18 protein-coding genes and 1 tRNA gene are annotated in these 17,985 nt (G+C 57.8%); 5 read left to right on the top strand and 14 right to left on the bottom strand.

Annotation, left to right across the window (positions count from 1 at the left end; genetic code table 11):
• Window positions 1-47 precede the first annotated feature (47 nt).
• The 6 genes from GYN01_RS12235 to GYN01_RS12210 all read right to left on the bottom strand — a co-directional run bounded on the left by GYN01_RS12235 (window position 48) and on the right by GYN01_RS12210 (window position 5,311).
• Window positions 48-773, bottom strand: coding sequence for an amino acid ABC transporter ATP-binding protein (locus GYN01_RS12235; RefSeq protein ID WP_082149407.1), 726 nt, complete (start codon window positions 771-773; stop codon window positions 48-50).
• Window positions 774-852: 79 nt separating this feature from the next.
• On the bottom strand, window positions 853-2,094 hold the full coding sequence (locus GYN01_RS12230; protein WP_203307200.1) for an NAD(P)/FAD-dependent oxidoreductase: 1,242 nt from the start codon (window positions 2,092-2,094) through the stop codon (window positions 853-855).
• Window positions 2,095-2,142: 48 nt separating this feature from the next.
• Window positions 2,143-2,853, bottom strand: coding sequence for an ABC transporter permease (locus tag GYN01_RS12225; protein WP_048364948.1), 711 nt, complete (start codon window positions 2,851-2,853; stop codon window positions 2,143-2,145).
• A complete protein-coding gene (locus GYN01_RS12220; RefSeq protein WP_048364947.1) occupies window positions 2,850-3,569 on the bottom strand; it encodes an ABC transporter permease in 720 nt (239 codons plus the stop codon). Before GYN01_RS12220 ends, GYN01_RS12225 begins: the two co-directional genes overlap by 4 nt.
• Window positions 3,570-3,672: 103 nt before the next feature.
• Window positions 3,673-4,422 (bottom strand): transporter substrate-binding domain-containing protein, encoded by a 750-nt coding sequence (locus GYN01_RS12215; RefSeq protein ID WP_048401917.1) that lies wholly within the window; start codon window positions 4,420-4,422, stop codon window positions 3,673-3,675.
• Window positions 4,423-4,435: 13 nt separating this feature from the next.
• Window positions 4,436-5,311 carry a MurR/RpiR family transcriptional regulator gene (locus GYN01_RS12210; RefSeq protein ID WP_048364945.1) on the bottom strand — a complete coding sequence of 292 codons (876 nt, stop codon included), beginning with the start codon at window positions 5,309-5,311 and terminating at the stop codon, window positions 4,436-4,438.
• A 131-nt stretch (window positions 5,312-5,442) separates the two neighbouring features.
• On the opposite strand from GYN01_RS12210, the gene GYN01_RS12205 reads away from it, so the two are divergent.
• The 3 genes from GYN01_RS12205 to GYN01_RS12195 all read left to right on the top strand — a co-directional run bounded on the left by GYN01_RS12205 (window position 5,443) and on the right by GYN01_RS12195 (window position 8,375).
• Window positions 5,443-6,474 carry an Ldh family oxidoreductase gene (locus tag GYN01_RS12205; RefSeq protein WP_048401919.1) on the top strand — a complete coding sequence of 344 codons (1,032 nt, stop codon included), beginning with the start codon at window positions 5,443-5,445 and terminating at the stop codon, window positions 6,472-6,474.
• Between the two features lie 52 nt (window positions 6,475-6,526).
• The gene (locus tag GYN01_RS12200) at window positions 6,527-6,796 is read left to right on the top strand and encodes an energy transducer TonB (RefSeq protein WP_053221352.1); all 270 of its coding nucleotides are present in this window, start codon (window positions 6,527-6,529) and stop codon (window positions 6,794-6,796) included.
• Window positions 6,797-6,884: 88 nt separating this feature from the next.
• On the top strand, window positions 6,885-8,375 hold the full coding sequence (locus GYN01_RS12195; protein WP_048364943.1) for a DASS family sodium-coupled anion symporter: 1,491 nt from the start codon (window positions 6,885-6,887) through the stop codon (window positions 8,373-8,375).
• Between the two features lie 176 nt (window positions 8,376-8,551).
• Here the strand turns inward: GYN01_RS12195 and GYN01_RS12190 are convergent, their stop codons facing one another.
• From GYN01_RS12190 to GYN01_RS12160, 7 genes are all read right to left on the bottom strand, one after another.
• A complete protein-coding gene (locus GYN01_RS12190) occupies window positions 8,552-8,923 on the bottom strand; it encodes a Na+/H+ antiporter subunit G (RefSeq protein WP_048364942.1) in 372 nt (123 codons plus the stop codon).
• Window positions 8,920-9,198 (bottom strand): K+/H+ antiporter subunit F, encoded by a 279-nt coding sequence (locus tag GYN01_RS12185; protein WP_048364941.1) that lies wholly within the window; start codon window positions 9,196-9,198, stop codon window positions 8,920-8,922. Before GYN01_RS12185 ends, GYN01_RS12190 begins: the two co-directional genes overlap by 4 nt.
• Window positions 9,195-9,683, bottom strand: coding sequence for a Na+/H+ antiporter subunit E (locus tag GYN01_RS12180; RefSeq protein WP_048401925.1), 489 nt, complete (start codon window positions 9,681-9,683; stop codon window positions 9,195-9,197). The genes GYN01_RS12185 and GYN01_RS12180 overlap by 4 nt, the downstream gene beginning before the upstream one ends.
• On the bottom strand, window positions 9,680-11,365 hold the full coding sequence (locus GYN01_RS12175) for a monovalent cation/H+ antiporter subunit D (protein WP_048401926.1): 1,686 nt from the start codon (window positions 11,363-11,365) through the stop codon (window positions 9,680-9,682). Before GYN01_RS12175 ends, GYN01_RS12180 begins: the two co-directional genes overlap by 4 nt.
• Window positions 11,362-11,706 carry a Na+/H+ antiporter subunit C gene (locus tag GYN01_RS12170; RefSeq protein WP_003446102.1) on the bottom strand — a complete coding sequence of 115 codons (345 nt, stop codon included), beginning with the start codon at window positions 11,704-11,706 and terminating at the stop codon, window positions 11,362-11,364. The genes GYN01_RS12175 and GYN01_RS12170 overlap by 4 nt, the downstream gene beginning before the upstream one ends.
• Window positions 11,706-14,624: a monovalent cation/H+ antiporter subunit A gene (locus tag GYN01_RS12165; RefSeq protein ID WP_048364938.1), complete on the bottom strand. Its 2,919-nt coding sequence runs from the start codon at window positions 14,622-14,624 to the stop codon at window positions 11,706-11,708. Before GYN01_RS12165 ends, GYN01_RS12170 begins: the two co-directional genes overlap by 1 nt.
• A gap of 180 nt (window positions 14,625-14,804) precedes the next feature.
• Window positions 14,805-15,662, bottom strand: coding sequence for a DMT family transporter (locus tag GYN01_RS12160; RefSeq protein ID WP_238936250.1), 858 nt, complete (start codon window positions 15,660-15,662; stop codon window positions 14,805-14,807).
• 166 nt (window positions 15,663-15,828) lie between these two features.
• Here GYN01_RS12160 and GYN01_RS12155 point away from each other — a divergent pair, with 166 nt between their 5' ends.
• The gene (locus GYN01_RS12155; protein WP_203307199.1) at window positions 15,829-16,392 is read left to right on the top strand and encodes a helix-turn-helix domain-containing protein; all 564 of its coding nucleotides are present in this window, start codon (window positions 15,829-15,831) and stop codon (window positions 16,390-16,392) included.
• 160 nt (window positions 16,393-16,552) lie between these two features.
• Here the strand turns inward: GYN01_RS12155 and GYN01_RS12150 are convergent, their stop codons facing one another.
• Entirely contained in the window at window positions 16,553-16,984 is a 432-nt protein-coding gene (locus GYN01_RS12150) for a hypothetical protein (protein WP_048401931.1), read from the bottom strand.
• A 467-nt stretch (window positions 16,985-17,451) separates the two neighbouring features.
• Here GYN01_RS12150 and GYN01_RS12145 point away from each other — a divergent pair.
• Window positions 17,452-17,525 (top strand) — tRNA-Cys (locus tag GYN01_RS12145).
• The last annotated feature ends 460 nt before the right edge of the window (window positions 17,526-17,985 follow it).

Below are 17,985 nucleotides of genomic sequence, written 5' to 3'. Positions count from 1 at the left end.
GCCTCCAGGGGAGGCGGCGAGCAGGTGCCGGGCTGGCCGAACGCAGCTTAATGCACGATCTGTGCAAGAAAGGCCTTGGCGCGCGGACTTTTCGGCGCACTGAAGAAGTCGTTGGGCGGCGAGTCTTCGATGATCATGCCACCGTCCAGAAACAACACGCGCTCGGCCACCTGGCGGGCGAAGCCCATTTCGTGGGTCACGCAGAGCATGGTCATGCCGCTGCCTGCCAGGTTAACCATCACGTCGAGCACTTCGCTGACCATCTCCGGGTCCAGCGCTGAGGTGGGCTCGTCGAACAGCATGATTTTCGGCTCCATGCACAAGGCTCGGGCAATCGCCACGCGCTGTTGCTGGCCGCCGGAGAGCTGGCTGGGGTATTTATCGGCCTGGCTGGCGATGCCCACTTTGGTCAGAAAATGCTGTGCCAGCTCGGTGGCTTTTTTTCGCGACAGACCGCGCACCGACATCGGCGCGAGAATGCAGTTGTCGAGCACGCTCATGTGCGGGAACAGGTTGAAGTGTTGAAACACCATGCCGATTTGACTGCGCACGTTGGCGGCTTCGCGGGTGGTGTGCGACAGGTCGGTGTCATTGATCAGGATGCGGCCCTGTTCGGCAATTTCCAGACGGTTGATGCAGCGAATCAGGGTGGACTTGCCCGAGCCTGAAGGGCCGCACAGGACGATGCGTTCACCTTCGCGCACCTTGAGGTCGATACCTTTGAGCACATGAAAGGCGCTGTAGTACTTGTTCAGTCCAGCAATATCCACCACCACCTTGCGGGTGTCGGTAGATGGAGACACGGGCGTGTGAACGTAAGCAGGTTGTGCATGCATTGTGTGTCTCCAGTGATCAGTAAAAGCGCTCGGCGCTATAGGGCGTCGGATCGGTGAACGGGTACTCGCCGGTCATCATTTCGGCCAGCAGGCGGCCTGTCACCGGGCCGAGTGTCAAGCCGTGATGGGCATGCCCAAAGTTGAACCACAACCCTTTATGCCGGCTGGCCGGGCCAATCACCGGGCACATGTCCGGCAGGCACGGGCGCCGACCCAGCCACGGCTCGGGGTCCAGTCGTTCGCCCAGCGGGTAGAGGCGCTGCGCGCGCTCTTCGCAGCGGCGCAACTGGATCTCGTTGATCGGGTCGTCGCTGTCAGCAAACTCAATACCGGTGGTCAGGCGAATCCCGCCAACCATCGGTGCCAGCACATACCCCCCCACTGAATCCAGAATCGGGTGCTGCATGGTGTGCCCGTCCTTGGCAGCGTAGTGCATGTGGTAACCGCGCTTGATCGCCAGCGGAATGCGATAACCCAGCGGCTCAAAAATATCGCGTGCCTGCGGGCCCAGGGCTACCACGGCTTCGTTGGCCACAATCAAACCTTTGTGGCTGTCTACCTGCCATTGCCCGGCCGTAGGGCGCAGGCTGCTGGCGTCACCAATCACAAAGGTGCCGCCGCGCTTGATAAACAGCTCGGCGTAGCCGCGGGTCAGGCCGGCGGGATCGCTCACGGTTTTGGGGTCGAGCCAGTGAATGCCGCCGACCACATCCTCATGCAGCCCGGGTTCAAGCGCATGGATTTGCTGTTGGCCCAGCACGCGGTAATTGAGTGCGTATTGCACGAGCGCCACGGCATCTCGCTGGGCTTTTTCAAAGTCGGCCCGGGTGCGATAAACCTCGACCCAACCACTGTCGTGAATCAGTGCACTCATGCCTGCAGGCTCTGCCAGCAGGTCATGTTCGCTGACGCAGCGTTCAATCAGCGGCAACATGGCCCGGGTGGCTTTGGCCAGGCCTTTGTCGCTGGATTGGCGCCAATACTGCATCAGCCACGGTCCGGCTTTGGGCAGGTGCTTAAGGCTGTAGCGCACGTCCGACTGTTGGTTGAGACCATAGCGCAGCAAGCGTGAGATTTCGCGTGGGAACGAGTAGGGGATAACACTGGCGCGTTCAATCAGCCCGGCATTGCCGTGGCTGGTACCGCTGCCGGGCTGAGCACGGTCGAGCAGCACGACGTTGCGGCCTCTGGCCTGGAGTTGCAACGCGGTGCTGACGCCGACAATGCCGGCTCCCAGAACGATGGTGTCGCAATGCATAAACAAATCCTTGAGACGAGGGCCGTGTTCGCAGCCCGAACAATGGGCTTACTGCAAATGACGGCCGAGGCGGCCTTCGATCAGTTTCAAGGTGCGGCGCACCACTTCCACGATCAACAGATAGAGCACGGCGGCCCACAGGTAGACCTGAAAGTCGAAGCTGCGCGAAAACACCATCTTGGTCACGCCCATCAGGTCATAAATGGTGACCAGCGAGGCAATGGCACTGGCTTTGATCATCAGGATCAGTTCATTGCCCAGCGGACCGATGGCCACCAGCAACGACTGCGGCAGGACGATTTTGCGAAAGGTGGTCCAGCGCGACAGGTTAAGCGCCTTGCAGGCTTCACGCTGCCCTTGTGCCACGGACAGGATGGCGCCGCGCAAGATTTCGGCCTGGTACGCCGCCGTGTTGAGGGTGAACGCCAGTAAGGTGCACAGCCACGCATCGCGAAAGAACCACCACAGGCCCACGTCTTGCCACAGGCTTTTGAACGAGCCGAGGCCGTAATACAGCAAAAAAAGTTGCGCCAGCAGGGGCGAGCCGCGAAAAAAGTACACGTAGGCGCCGGTGAAACTGCGCAAGAAACGGCTGTTGGACAATCGGCCCAGCGCAATCAACAGGCCGAGCACGGCACCCAGGGTGAATGAAATGGCCACCAGTTTGCTGGTTACCAGCAATCCGTCGATAAAACGCGGGCCATAGCGTTCCAGCAAGTCGGGGCTGAGAAACATGTTTTGCAGTTCCGTCAGGCTCATGGCTGCACGCTCCGCTGATGGCGGTTGAAATGGCGCTCAAGAAAGGCAAACAGGCGCCCCGAGATGGCTGAAAAAAACAGATAGATGAAGCACGCCACGCTGTAGAAGAGCATGGGCTCTTTGGTCACGCTGACGGCCAGGTTGGTTTGACGCATCAAATCGACCAGTGCAATGGTCGACACCAGCGACGTGTCCTTGAGCAGCGACAGCCAGTTGTTCGACAGGCCGGGCAAGGCAATGCGTGCCAGTTGTGGCAACACGACTTTACGAAACGTGGTGAAGGGCGACAGGCCCAGCGCCGAGGCGGCTTCGAACTGGCCTTTAGGGACGGTTTTGAACGCTCCCAGCCAGATTTCACTGGAGAACGCGGCAAATACCAGGCTGAAGGCGATCATGGCGGCGACGAAGGTGTTGATCGTAAATTGGGTGTCGTAGCCCATCAGCGCCAGGATCTTTTGCGCAGCGATCTGGCAGCCGTAGTAAATGATCAGCAGCGTCAGCAGTTCTGGCAGCCCGCGAAACACGGTCGAAAAGGTTGTCGCCCAAGCGCGCATCCAGCGGTTTTTGGAACGTGCGGCCACCGCCACCACCAGGCCCAGAGGTAAACCAATGGGCAGGCAGCTCAAGGCCAGGGCAATGGTCACCAGCGAGCCGGCAAGCAGTGCCGAGCCCCAGCCACCACTGGCAAATGAAAGCAGAGAAAGTTGATCGAGCATGCTCGAATCCCCGGGCAAAATCGGGCCGATATTCAGCCGCTGCGCACACAGGGTGCGCAGGGCAAGGTAATGGGCGGGATGCCCTTAATACAGGGCAGGCAACTTAATAAATGTCGAAGTCGAAGTATTTGCTGGAGATCTTTTTGTAAGTGCCGTCAGCCACGATCTCGTCCAGCGCTTTGTTGAAACGCTCGCGCAGTTCGGTGTCTTGCTGGCGCACGGCAATGGCAGCATCGGCCATCGTGCCGTCGACATCGCCAATAATCTTGCAGCAATCTTTTCCGGTTTTATTGACCCACTCCAGCAGCGGGAATTTATCGGCAATCACCACGTCAACACGCTCGTTGGCCAGTTCGCTATTGGCCTCATCCAGGGTTGGATAGAGTTTGAGATCCGCGTCTTTGTAGTGCTCCTCGGCATAGATGCTTTGGGTTGCAGCGCTCTGTGCACCGACGACCTTGCCTTTGAAATCACTCTGGGCATCGGTAATCGGCGAATCTTTTGGCACCGCGATCGACAGCGGGGTGCGGTAATAGTGATTGGTGAAGGCGATTTTCTGTTTACGCTCTTCGTTCACAATCATCGAGGCCACAATGGCGTCGTACTTTTTTGCCATCAGGCCGGCGATGATGCCGTCCCAATCCTGAGCCACCAGGGTGCACTCGGCTTTCATGCGCTCGCACAGCGCCAGGGTGATGTCGACGTCAAAACCGTGCAGCGTGTTGTCTGAGTCAACGTAGTTAAACGGAGGGTAGGCGCCTTCCGTGGCGATTGTCAGTTTATCGGCCCAAGCGTTGGACGCTGCGGCCACAACCATTGCACATGCACTGGCAAAGCGAATGACATTGTTCATCTAGCACCTCGTTTTATTGTTTTGTGCCGGGTGAGGAGGTGTAGCCCACGAACTCGTTGTGCAAGGCCGCGGTTGCCTCAAGACGTTTTTCAACGTCGGGTCCCAGTTGTTTACACACTTCATTGACCAGCAAATGCACCAGCGACAGCATGGCTGCCGTGGATTCCCAGAACAGATTGAATTGGCTGGGTACGCGAAACACTTCATCGGCGTAGGCGTCGGCCCAGTCGCAAAAGGTGTCCGTCACCAGCGTTACCGCAATGCCCGCTTCACGCGCCTTGCGGCACAGGTGCTGGGCATGGCGCGAGTAGCGCCGGGCCTCAAACACCACCAGTGCGCAATCATTGGCGGGGGATAACAGCACATCGGCGTAATGCCCGGCGGCGCCATCCACCAGGTGCACGCCATCGCGCAGGTATTGCAGCAAGTGCGCCATAGAGGCGGCGATCCCGCGTTCGGTCTGAAAACCGGCAATAAACACGTTGCGCCGCGTGGCCAGGCGCTGGCTGACGGTTTGCCATTCGCGCGTCAGGCTGTGTTCGTAGACCTTGACCAGCGCGCCGACTTCCAGCTCAAAGCTGCGTGGCAGTGCCTGCGGGCTTTGGCTTGATTGCTGGCGGAACTCTTGCAGGCGATCACCGACCAGCCAGGGACCATCGCCCAAGTCGTCTCTAAGGTCGTTTTTCAGTTCTTTGAAATGGCTGTAACCCAGTGCGCGGCAGAAACGCCCGACGCTGGATTCGCTGACCCCCAGTGTGCTGGCGATGTCGGCGGCGGTTTGGAAAGGCAGCGCGTAAAGGTTGGCCAGCATGTAGCTGGCAATCGCCCGGCCCGAAGGCGCGGCGGTTGACAGACTGCTTTCCAAACGTTGTTTGATCGACTGACTCACGGCTGTTTTCCTGTTTTTATTTCAGCGCGTTGCAGAAAGTGAATGTTTTCTGTCATTAAGTCAACAATTGACAGATATCTGTCACCGCCGGATAGTTGGCCCCACAATAACAACTCGATTGGAGCGCCCGCATGTCTCAGTCCGCCTCTTCCGCGCAGGCCGTGGAATCGCTGTCTCTGGATCAACTGACCACTTTGTTGCAGCAGATTTTTGAACGCCACGGCACCTCGACGGCCGTTGCCAGGGTGTTGGCCGACAACTGCGCACGGGCACAACGCGATGGCTCCTACAGCCATGGCGTGTTTCGCATCCCGGGCTATTTGTCGTCACTGGCCAGCCATTGGGTGGATGGGCAGGCCACCCCCAAGGTGGAAGACGTGGCTTCAGGCTTTATCCGGGTAGACGCGGCCAATGGCTTCGCCCAACCTGCGCTGGCAGCCGCACGTGCGCTGTTGGTCGAAAAAGCCCGCAGTGCCGGGATTGCGGTGCTGGCCATTCGTAATTCGCACCACTTTGCCGCGCTCTGGCCCGACGTTGAGCCGTTCGCCGAAGAAGGTCTGGTGGCGCTGAGCGTGGTCAACAGCATGACCTGCGTGGTGCCGCATGGTGCGCAAAAGCCGTTGTTCGGCACCAACCCTATCGCATTCGCTGCGCCACGCGCCGATGCCGATCCCATCGTGTTCGATCTGGCCACCAGCGCCATTGCCCATGGCGATGTCCAAATTGCTGCGCGTAAAGGCCATGAGCTGCCTGCGGGCATGGGCGTGGACCGTCGCGGTGAACCGACACAAGACCCCAAAGCCATCCTTGACGGCGGCGCGCTGCTGCCGTTTGGCGGGCACAAGGGGTCGGCGCTGTCGATGATGGTGGAGTTGCTGGCCGCGGCGTTGACTGGCGGTAACTTTTCGTTCGAATTTGACTGGTCCAAGCATCCGGGGGCGCAAACACCGTGGACCGGGCAGTTGCTGATTGTGATTGATCCCGGCAAATCGGGCGGCAACAGTTTTGCGCAACGCAGCAGCGAACTGGTGCGTCAGATGCAAGCCGTGGGGCTTGAACGCCTGCCGGGTGATCGTCGCTTTAAGGAACGGGCCAAATCGCTGCTTGCGGGCATTCCGTTGGCAGCGGACGAACTGGCCAGGCTGCGCGCGCTGGCGCAATAACGGCTGGCGGCAGCTAACGCGCAGCGGACTCAACAGCCCGCAGCTGTGGCCGATGTCCGCATACCTGCCGATCAGCAAAGAAGCACCGGCCTACCCGCAACGGGCACTTGACAAAGGCATTGAAGAGGATTGCACGGTGGAATATTCGGTCACCCCACAAGGCAAGGTCGAAAACCCCAAGGTGGTCGGCAACGGCCGCCCGATGTTTATGCGTCCCTCGCTGTTGGCGGCCGCCCCCTTTCGATATCAACCGCGCGTGGTGGATGGGCAGGCCGTGAGCGTGCCGGGCGTTCGCAACACCGTCCACTACACAATTCAGTAATGCATCACGCCCCAAGCTGACAAACATCAAAGCCCGAGCCTCGATCCTGACCTATGCTGCAGGCGATTTTATGCATGAGGAGATGACCATGAATGCGCCTGCAACCACCCCGGAGCCGACGACGGCGAAATTGAAATTGCCCTTGGGTCTCGTGATTGCTGTTCTGGTCATGGTCGGCATTTTGTTGCTGCCACTGCCGGCAGATTTACCGGTCGCAGGGCACCGTATGCTGGCGATTCTGGCCTTTGCGGTGGTGGTCTGGATCACCGAAGCAGTGTCTTACGAAGCCAGTGCGATCATGATCACGTCGCTGATGGCGTTTTTGATCGGTATGGCGCCGACACTGGACGATCCATCCAAACTGTATGGCACCTCGGCCGGGATCACGATGGCCCTGACTGGCTTTTCTAATGCCGCACTGGCGCTGGTGGCGGGTGCGCTGTTTATTGCGGCGGCCATGACCCATACCGGTCTGGACCGGCGCATCGCGTTGGTGACGCTGTCCAAAATCGGTACCAGTACCCGGCGCATTCTGCTGGGAGCTATCGCCGTCACCATTTTGCTCAGCCTGGTGGTGCCCAGCGCCACGGCGCGCAGTGCCTGCGTGGTGCCGATCATGATGGGGGTGATTTTGGCGTTCGGTGTGGACAAACGTTCCAACATCGCCGCCGGGATCATGATTGTGGTCGCGCAAGGTACCAGCATCTGGAACGTAGGGATTCAAACGGCGGCGGCGCAAAACCTGCTGACCGTGGGCTTTATGGACAAGATGCTGGGCGCACGTGTGAGCTGGATCGACTGGCTGATTGCCGGGGCGCCGTGGGCGATCATCATGTCAGCGGTGTTGTTGTTTGTGGTGCTTAAAATGCTGCCGCCTGAAAGCGACAGCATTCCGGGCGGTAAGGAAGCGGTGGAGCAATCATTGCGTGAATTGGGGCCGATGACGGGCCCGCAAAAACGCTTGATGGCGGTGTCCATTGCTCTGTTGCTGGCGTGGGCGACCGAGGGCAAATTGCACAGCTTTGACACCACCTCGACCACCTATGCGGGCCTGGTTTTCTTGCTGTTGCCGCGGTATGGGGTGATGACCTGGAAAGACGTGCAATCACGTATTCCGTGGGGCACGGTGATTGTATTCGGGGTGGGCATCAGCCTGGGGACTGCGCTGCTCACTACCCAGGCCGGGCAATGGCTGGGCGTGCAGGTGGTGGCGCACACGGGGCTTGATCAGGTTGGGCCGCTGGGGATCTTTGCGATTCTGGGTGCGTTCCTGATTTTGATTCATTTGGGATTTGCCAGTGCAACCGCGCTGACCTCGGCTTTATTACCCATTTTGATTGCAGTGCTGCAAACCTTGCCGGGTGAGTTCAATCGGCTGGGCATGACCATGCTGCTGGGTTTTGTAGTCAGTTATGGCTTTATCTTGCCGATCAATGCGCCACAAAACATGGTGTGCCTGGGCACGCAGACCTTCACCGCCAAACAATTCGCCAAGGTGGGTTTGATTGTTACCGCTGTGGGGTATGTGTTGATGCTGGGCTTTGGCGCGACGTACTGGAAGTGGTTGGGGTTGATGTAAAGCCTGCGGCAGCGTCTAGCGTCTCTTGTCGCCGCTGCCGAAGGCTGTGCTCAGCGGCTGGGTGGTCGTAAAACCATGCCGCCCGCTACATCCGATACTGCGCAGCGTTCAGGTTTGTGATTGCTGCGCAATCTGGCGATGCATTGGGCAACGGCTACAAGAATGTGGGTAACCGTTTAACTGCCACCTTCGCTGCGCCCGCCGCTGCTGACTTCTGCCGGTACGTTTTCGCCTGCCATGCGTTTGCGGAACAACGAGGTACGTGCGAGCAGCAACGTAGTGACCGGAACGGTGATGGACAGCAAAATCGGGATCAGCCAGGCGTGCAGTACCGGTGTGGATTTAAGCGCCGAGAAGTACAGGATCGAGGCCAGTGCCACGCCCCAGGCACCGATGGTGGATGCCAGCGCAGGCGGGTGCATGCGCTGGAAGAAGTCCTTGAGGCGTAACAAGCCGATGGCGCCGCACAGGGCGAACAGGCTGCTCAGCACCAGCAAGACCGCTACCGGTATTTCAATCCACAGGGATAACTCGCTGATTGAATTCATTCGATCACCTCACCGCGCAGCAGGAATTTGGCCAGCGCAAACGATCCGACAAAGCCAAACAGCGCTATCAGCAGTGCACCTTCAAAGTACGTGTCACTGGCATAGCGAATGCCTAGCACCAGCATCATCAACATGGCCACGATGTACAGGTAGTCCAGTGCAAGGACCCGATCTTGTGCAGAGGGGCCTTTGAACAGCCGGATCAGTGTCAGGACCATGGCCAGGCTGAAAACGAACAGGCTCAGCAAAATCGCATTGGAGAGCAGGGCACTCATTCAAAGATCTCCATCAGTGGGCGCTCGTATGAGGACTTGAAGTGCTCAATGAAGTGCGCTTCATCGTCCAGATCGAACACGTGCAACAGCAGGATACTGCGGTCCAGTGCCAGTTCCGACCAAATAGTGCCCGGTACGACGGTGGTAATCATCGACAAGGCTGCCAGGCCGTTGGCGTCACGCAGATCCAGCGGGATTTTGATAAACCGGGATCGTGGTGGTCTTTTGCCCGCATTCAAGACACCCCACGCAACCGCGATGTTAGAGACGATAACGTCACGCCCCACGAGAAAGAACAGTTTGATGATCACGCCGGGGCGCCGAATGCGGATCGGCAGCGGGCGCAGCGGAGCCATCATCAGCGGGGCCAAAAACCCCAGGGCCGCCCCCAGCAGTAGATTGCCCGCGCTTAAGGACAAGTTCAGCAGTAACCACAGTAACCACAATGCCAGTGACAGCCACGGCGCAGGGAACAGGTGCTTCATGGTTGCACCTCTTGCATGGCCGCTTTCGATTCAGGACTGAGCACAGGGCGTGAACCCATGACCGCCATGACGTAGCGCTCGGGGTTATTCAGCGTGTCTGCCGCGGCCTGGGTATAGCGCAATAGGGGTTCAGCCTTGAAGGTCAGCACGACGCACAGCCCCAGCAGCACCACAATAGGAATGCACTCATAGCGGCGCAACAGCGGGGATGGCCGCTCAAGAGGTGTCCAGAAACGCTGAATACCCAGGCGCGAGAAGCCAATCAGCGACGCCAGCCCGGAAAGAATCAACAGTGCCAGCAGACACCACGCGGCGGTAGAAACAGGTGCGTCACTGGCATTGCCCAGTCCCATCGGGTTGAGCAGGGCGTTGAGCAGGCTCAGTTTGCCAATGAACCCGGACAGTGGCGGCATGCCGATAATCAGTAGCGCGCAGGCAATGAAGCTCAAGCCGAGGAAGGCCATGGTCCAGGGAATGATTTGCCCCACCACGGCTTTTTGTTCGTCGTCCAGGTTGGTGCCACGCGGCGGATTGAGCGATTCCATCAAACTGGGCAGTTGCCCGACGTCATCTTCAAGGAGCATTTCATTTGAAGAACGTGAACGTTCGATCAGTTCAGCCAAGAGGAACAGGGCACTGAGGGCCAGGGTGGAGCTGACCAGGTAAAACAGGGCAGCGGCCGTGAGGTTGGGCTGTGCAAAGCCCACCGCCGACAGCAGAATCCCTGCCGAGACCAGAATGCTCAAACTGGCCAGGCGTTCGAGTCGTTGTGCGGCCAGAATGGCGATGGCGGCACACACAATGGTGGCCATGCCGCCGTAGATCAGCCAGTCACTGGCAAAGTACGCCGAAGCGCCCGCCTGACCTGAAAAAAGCAGGGTCCAGAGGCGCAGAACGGTATAGATGCCGACTTTGGTCATGATGGCAAACAGCGCAGCGACTGGCGCACTCGCAGAGGAGTAAGCCGGGACCAGCCAGAAATTCAACGGCCACATGCCGGCCTTGGCTAAAAAGGCGACTGCCAAAATGGCCGCTCCGGCGTGCAGCAAACCACGGTCGGCTTCAGGCACCAGCGGGATTTTCAGCGCCAGATCGGCCATGTTCAGCGTGCCGGTGACGCCGTATATCAGGGCCGCGCCAATCAGGAACAAAGAGGAAGCCAGCAGGTTGATCGAGATGTAATGCAAGCCCGCAGACACGCGGGCTTTGCCCGAGCCATGCAGCATCAGCCCGTAAGAGGCGGCCAGCAACACTTCAAAGAACACGAAGAGATTGAACAGGTCTGCGGTCAGAAACGCACCGTATAACCCCATCAACTGGATCTGGAACAGGGCATGGAAACTGGCACCGGCCCGGTCCCATCGCGCCATCGCAAACAGCAGCGCGCAACTGGCGATCACCCCCGTCAGAACCAGCATCAAGGCGGACAGGCGATCGACCACCAGCACAATGCCAAACGGCACCTGCCAGTTACTCGGTAAATAGACCCCAATCGAAGCCGGTGCGCTTTGTTGCTGGGTCCAGAGTAACAAGGTCACAGAGATGGCCAAGCCAATCAGGGTCGACACCAGGTTGATTCGGGCCTTCATGGGGCGGTGCTTTTCACCCAGTAGCAACATGCACGCGGCGGTGAGCAGCGGTAGCAGGATGGGCGCAATAATCAGATGCGGCATCAGGTTCATTCTTTAGGCTCCCGGCCATCCACGTGGTCGGTACCGGTCAGGCCCCGAGAGGCCAGCAAGACCACCAGAAACAGCGCGGTCATGGCAAAGCTGATAACGATTGCAGTGAGCACCAATGCCTGCGGCAATGGGTCGGTGTAGTTGAGCAAGTCTTGCGGGACGCCGTCCTTGATCACCGGTTCTTTGCCGATGAACAGGCTGCCCATGCTGAAAATGAACAGGTTGACCCCGTAAGACAGCAGGCACAGGCCCATGACCACCTGAAAGGTACGAGGGCGTAGCACCAGCCAGGTGCCAGAGGCCGCGAGCACCCCGATAGCAATAGCAATGACTTCTTCCATCAAGCGGCTCCTGTCTTTGATTGTGCAGCGGCTTGCTGGCTTGGACGGTGCGCCCGTACTGACTGGTGAGCGAGCGCAGTGAGAATCAGCAACGTAGCGCCCACCACAACGGCGTAGACGCCGATGTCGAAGAACAATGCACTGGCCACGTGGATATCACCCAACACCGGCAAGCTGAAGTGCGCGGTGTGAGTCGTCAGGAACGGGTAGCCAAAACCGATCGCCCCCAAGCCGGTGACGGTGGCGAACAACAAGCCTGTACCCATCCAGCGCAGCGGTCGCAGACTCATTTGAGCTTCAACCCACTGCGTACCGGCAACCATGTATTGCAGGATAAACGCTACCGACATCACCAGCCCGGCGACGAAACCGCCGCCCGGTTGGTTGTGCCCACGCATGAACAAATACATCGACACCACGAACGCGATGGGCAGCAACAGGCGCACCAGCACCGCAGGCACCATCATGAAGCCCAGCGCAGTGTCACTGGCGCTGCGCGGGTTCACCAGGTCGGTGACCACGTCCTTGGCCAGCAGACGCTGCTGGGCGGGCAGCTCCATGCTCTCTTTGGGAGGGCGGAAGCGGCGCAGTAAGGCGAACACAGTCAGGGCAACGGCCACCAGAACGGTGATCTCTCCCAGGGTGTCAAAGCCCCGGAAGTCCACCAGCATCACATTCACCACATTGCTGCCCCCGCCTTCAGGCAGGGCGCGACTGAGGTAGAACGAGGAAATGTCGTTAGGGGTCTGGCGGGTCAGCATCGCGTAAGACAGCAGGGCCATGCCGCCACCCACAACGGCAGACAGCAGCAAGTCACGCAGGCGACGAATGCGCGCCTTACGCAATGAGCTGGGCAGTGGCGAGACTTCTTCGATCCGGCGTGGCAACCAGCGTAAACCAAGCAAAATCAGGACGGTCGTCACGACTTCGACCACCAGTTGGGTCAGGGCCAGGTCGGGCGCCGAGAACCATACGAAGGTCACGCACGTCACCAGACCACAGACGCTGACCATGGTCAGGGCCGCAAGACGGTGATACTTGGCTTGCCAGGCGGCGCCCAGTGCACAGGCAATGGCCATCAACCACAGGGTGACAAACACGATTGAGCCCGGGATTTTGGGGCGGTCGCCCCAGCTCAGGCCGCTGTAGATCAGTGGGATTAAACCGGCAATCACGGCCGCCAATACCAAGAGGAACAGCTGGCTTTGCAGGCGTTGGGTGCTGATGCGACGCTCCATACGCCGTGCCCCGCGCATGATGACGACCAGGCTGCGCTCGAAGAAACGCTTGCCACTGAAGTAGCGAATCAACGGCGGAAGGGCAAAACGATCGAGTTTGAGCTGTTTGCGCAGCAGCACGTAGAGCAGGATGCCCCCCGACATGGCAATCAGGCTCATGATCATTGGAGCATTGAGGCCATGCCAGATGGCCAGGCTGTACTCGGGCAGTTCGCCACCCACGACGGGTTGCGCGGCGGCAGCAAGCAGCGGGCCTACGGTTTGCGCCGGGAAGATGCCGACCATCAAGCAGGTGAATACCAGCAGCTCTACCGGGGCGCGCATCCAGCGCGGCGGCTCGTGCGGTGTGTGCGGCAGGTCAGTCGCGGGTGGGCCGAAGAACACATCGACCGTAAAGCGCAAGGCGTAGGCCACGCTGAACGTACCGGCAACGGTCGCGATGACAGGCAGTGCGATTTCAACCCATTTTGTGGAGTTGATGAACACGGTTTCGGCGAAGAACATTTCTTTGGACAGAAAACCGTTGAGCAGGGGGACACCCGCCATCGAGGCGCTGGCGACCATGGCCAGCGTCGCCGTATACGGCATCAGCTTGAACAGGCCACTGAGCTTGCGAATGTCTCGCGTGCCGCTTTCGTGGTCGATGATGCCTGCGGCCATGAACAATGACGCTTTGAAGGTGGCGTGATTGAGGATATGGAAGACAGCAGCGACAGCGGCCAATGGACTGTTCAGGCCCAGCAGCAAGGTGATCAGGCCCAAATGGCTGATGGTCGAGTAGGCGAGCAGACCTTTGAGATCGTTTTGGAACATGGCGCAATAAGCACCTAATACCAAGGTGCAGGCCCCCGCACCACTGACGATCCAGAACCATTGTTCACTGCCCGAGAGCGAAGGCCACAGCCTTGCCAACAGAAAAACCCCGGCCTTGACCATGGTTGCCGAATGCAAGTACGCCGAAACGGGGGTGGGTGCCGCCATTGCGTGAGGCAGCCAGAAATGAAACGGAAATTGTGCGCTTTTGCTGAGGGCGCCGATCAGTATGAGTGTGAGCAGGATTGGATAAAGGCTATGGGCGCGAATTTGATCGCCCGCTGCCAGCACGGCATCCAGATCATAGCTGCCGACGACATGGCCGAGCAGCATGACGCCTGCCAGCAGGCACAGTCCCCCCGCGCCGGTGACCATCAACGCCATGTAGGCGCCGCGTCGAGCATCTGAGCGATGGTGCCAGTAACCAATCAGCAAGAATGAAAAGAGGCTGGTGAGTTCCCAAAAGAACACGATTTGAATCAGGTTGCCTGACAACACGAGACCGAGCATCGCGCCCATGAACGCCAGGAAAAACGCGAAAAAGCGCGGTACAGGGTCTTCGGGGGACATGTAGTAGCGGGCATACAGCGACACCAGGGTGCCGATTCCCAGCACTAAAATCGAGAACAGCCAGGCAAACCCGTCCAGACGCAGAACAAAGTTCAAGCCGAGACTGGGCAGCCACATGAACTCTTCACGTATCACGCCCCCGTGGGCGATTTGCGGATAGAGCATAGCGACTTGAATGGTGCCAACGAGTGCAATCAGACCGGCTAACAGTGATTCACTGTTGCGCGCGTTGTGCGGCAAAACAGCCGCTAGACAGCTGCCGATAAAGGGCAGAAGCAGTAGAACTATCAGGGACATAGGCTTCTAATCTGCAGGAGTTTGTGAGCGATCATACGTGGCGAGCAGGGGATCACCAACAGCCATGCTGCGGCTCAATCCTACAAAATGTGTACAAACCGTTGAAGGGTTTGCCCAACTTCATCCTTGTATGAGCGCTCCCGAGTATGAGTATTTACGTTGTGTGTCAGAGAACTGGAATCAGTCGCAGGCTTTATCGCCTTGCTTCTCATCGGGTTCCTCGATTGTTTTACCCTTTGTTTTTAACTCACTCACGATCACTGCTGCAACAATCAATACTGCGCCAAGCAATGCAATACCGGGCAATCGCTCACCGGCAAGACGTCCGGCGATACCGGCCCACACCGGCTCGCCTGCATAAATGAGGGTAGCGCGTGTCGGAGAAACGCTCTTTTGTGCCCAATTCATTGCAAGCTGTATCACGGCGCTGGCGGCACCGAGGCCCACAGCACTGATTAATAATAGCCACGAAAAATCCGGAACGGCTTCTTGAGTCGGAACGGTCAGGATAAACGCCAGAATGGAGGCTGTGCTTAATTGCACCACTGTTACGCGTCTGACATCGACTTTACCGGCGTAAGCACTGATCAGAATAATCTCGGCCGCTATGGCGACAGCACTGATTAGTGTGGCGATCTCCCCGGAGCTAAAGTTTAGCGATGCGCCGCTGGGCCCAGACAGCAGCATCAACCCTGCAAATGCCAACATGATCCCCAAACTTGGCATCAGGCCAGGGCGACGTCCCAGCACCAACCATTGCAGCAGCGGTACAAAAGGGACGTAAAGCGCGGTAATAAAGGCCGACTGGCTACTTGGGATGCTTTGTAAACCAATCGTTTGCAGGCCATAACCCAGCATGATCGCCACGCCGATAAACATCCCTGCCTTGAGTTCGAACAGTGTTATGCCGCGCAAACTGCGCAATGAAAAAAGCGCGACCATGACGGCTGCCGCTGCAAAGCGCAGGCCTACAAAAAACAGGGGGCCGCTGGACGTCAGGGCGTTTTGCACCAGTAGAAAGGTCACCCCCCAAACCATGGTAATCAGGATCAGCACGCATTCAGCTTTGCTGAGGCGTGAAGTTAAAGGTTGCAGACTAAAAGCTTTCAAAGATGTCACGACCTTGCACGTTACGGGGAGGGCGACGCACAATGCGCCAACTGCTGAGCAGTATACTGCGCAGTCCCATGAGGTGAGCAATATAGTGCCCAAAGAAAATTCACAGCGTGCTTCGGTGCTCCAGCACGTCAGTCAAAACGTTCGACGCCTGAGATTGCTCGCACAGCTTAGCCAAAGCGCGCTTTCCGAATTGTCCGGCGTGAGTCGGCGCATGCTGGTTGCCATAGAGGCGGGTGAGAAAAATGTCAGCCTCAGCACTCTGGATCGAGTGGCTGAAGCCCTGAATGTCGCTTTCAGCGACTTGATTCAGGCGCCGGGCTCTCCAGACCCGAGTCGCATTAATGAAGTTGCATGGACCGGGGCTATCGCGGGCAGCAAGGCCGTCTTGCTGGCAAAGGCCGCAGCAACCAGGGAAGTGGAGTTGTGGGAGTGGCGGCTGGAGCCGGGGGAAACGTATTTCTCGGAAGCTGATGCTGAAGGCTGGAGTGAGCAGCTATATGTATTTGAGGGATGCTTGACCTTGATCATCGACGACCAGGCCTTACGCTTCAATGCGGGCGAGTTTTATATGTACGCCAGCAACCAGCCTCACGTTTATCGTAATGAAAGTGATTGCGTGGTGCGCTTTGTACGCAATGTTGTCATATAGGTGCAGATGACGGGGCTTGCGCCCCGTCCAGCCCAACTGCTCCAGGGTGACCGCTCGCAGTGGTTACAGGCCATTAGGTTAACCTGTCACGACCGGGTATGTACTGACTGGGGGATCAGCTCAAGCAGCCTCTTAAACAGCAGACAGACTAAGTGACGGTCTAACGGATGCTCTTGATCGTACCTTTATTGCCGGTCACAGTGACATTCACTGCCTTGAAGATGAAGTAATCCTCAACAGAGACCGCGTAGCGGGGGGCTACGATCAAATCCGCGCCTGAATCTTTGACGGCTTTATAAGCGGCAGCGGCCTTAATGGCCGATACGGGATCTGGCAGGCTGAAGGCTGAGGCCTGACCACCATAGGTCACCCCGTCAGCGAACTCACTGTCCCCACTGATCTTCAACACACCAAACAGGATGTTCGCAGAGGATTGGCCTTTAATTTCACCACCGACATCAATGTTTGCTTTCAAATCGGCAGTGACACTGCCCGCGATCGGGGCATTTGGTTGGCTTACGTTGTGGCTCATGCAGCCACTGGTTACCAAAACTACTGCTACAACTGCTGCAGTCATCCATATTTTTTTCATCTTGAAGCTCCAATAAATGCGTCAGTCCGTTCGTTAACGGCGGCGAGACTTTACGGGAGTGGCTCGAACGTTGAAGTCAGTCGGATCCTCATTGGTCGAGGGTAGAAATGATGCGTTCTGTAGGAGATTGCAATATGGCTGAGGGTTAGTTTCCTCTCAGCGAGGGAGGGAGGCGTCACTCCTTAATTAAACCTTGAAATGCCTATCCTCAAATGTCACGGCCTAACGTTCTTTGCATGGGCGAGCGATGGCCGGCCGGAGGATATTCCCAGTTGGCGGTCCATCCCTCACGTAACCATGAAAAATTATTAGAATTCAGGGGGTTGCCAGCTTCAGTGTTCTGGTACATAATGCGCGCCATCAGCACGGGGCACTGCCTGAACTGCTGAAGAATCAAATGCTTGAAGTAATAAGCGCGATAAAATTTCTTTTGTTTCTGATGCCTTATTGAGAGGTCAGAAGCGAATGGCCGAGTAGCAAAATGGTTATGCAGCGGATTGCAAATCCGCCCACGCCGGTTCGATTCCGGCCTCGGCCTCCATATTGAAAACCCCGTAGATTACCGTCTACGGGGTTTTTTTATGCCTGCGATTTGACGATAGCTTCCGCAATTTTTTGGGTTGCTTCCGCAAGCAGCCTCTTTAATCCGTAGCTGGAGCCTTGTGACGGAGGGTTGGGGTGTTATAGCCTAGGTAGCCTGCTTTCGGCCAATTCTGTTGAAAAAGTCGGCCATGGTTTCCATGGTTAGAAAAGTACGCGCTTGAGATTGAAATCTTTGCTTTGAGCAGAGGATGCCGGGGGTCAGATTTCGCGTGGCGGCGCGCAAAAATGGCTTTTTCAGCAGTCAGTACATGGGCAATTTGAAAGGACCGACTTTTTCAACAGAATCGGCCAAAAGCAGTCAGTCGTGATGGGCAGAGAACAGCCAGAAGCGGCCTTTCAACAAAGGCCAATTTATGCCTGTAGCCACCGTCAGCGTTGGTTCGGTAGTAATCGGTCGT

Origin of the sequence: Pseudomonas weihenstephanensis (assembly GCF_016812185.1) — a bacterium.
Lineage (GTDB): Bacteria > Pseudomonadota > Gammaproteobacteria > Pseudomonadales > Pseudomonadaceae > Aquipseudomonas > Aquipseudomonas weihenstephanensis.
The sequence above is the reverse complement of the archived record's forward strand: the minus strand, read 5'-3'. Positions and strand labels throughout refer to the sequence as shown.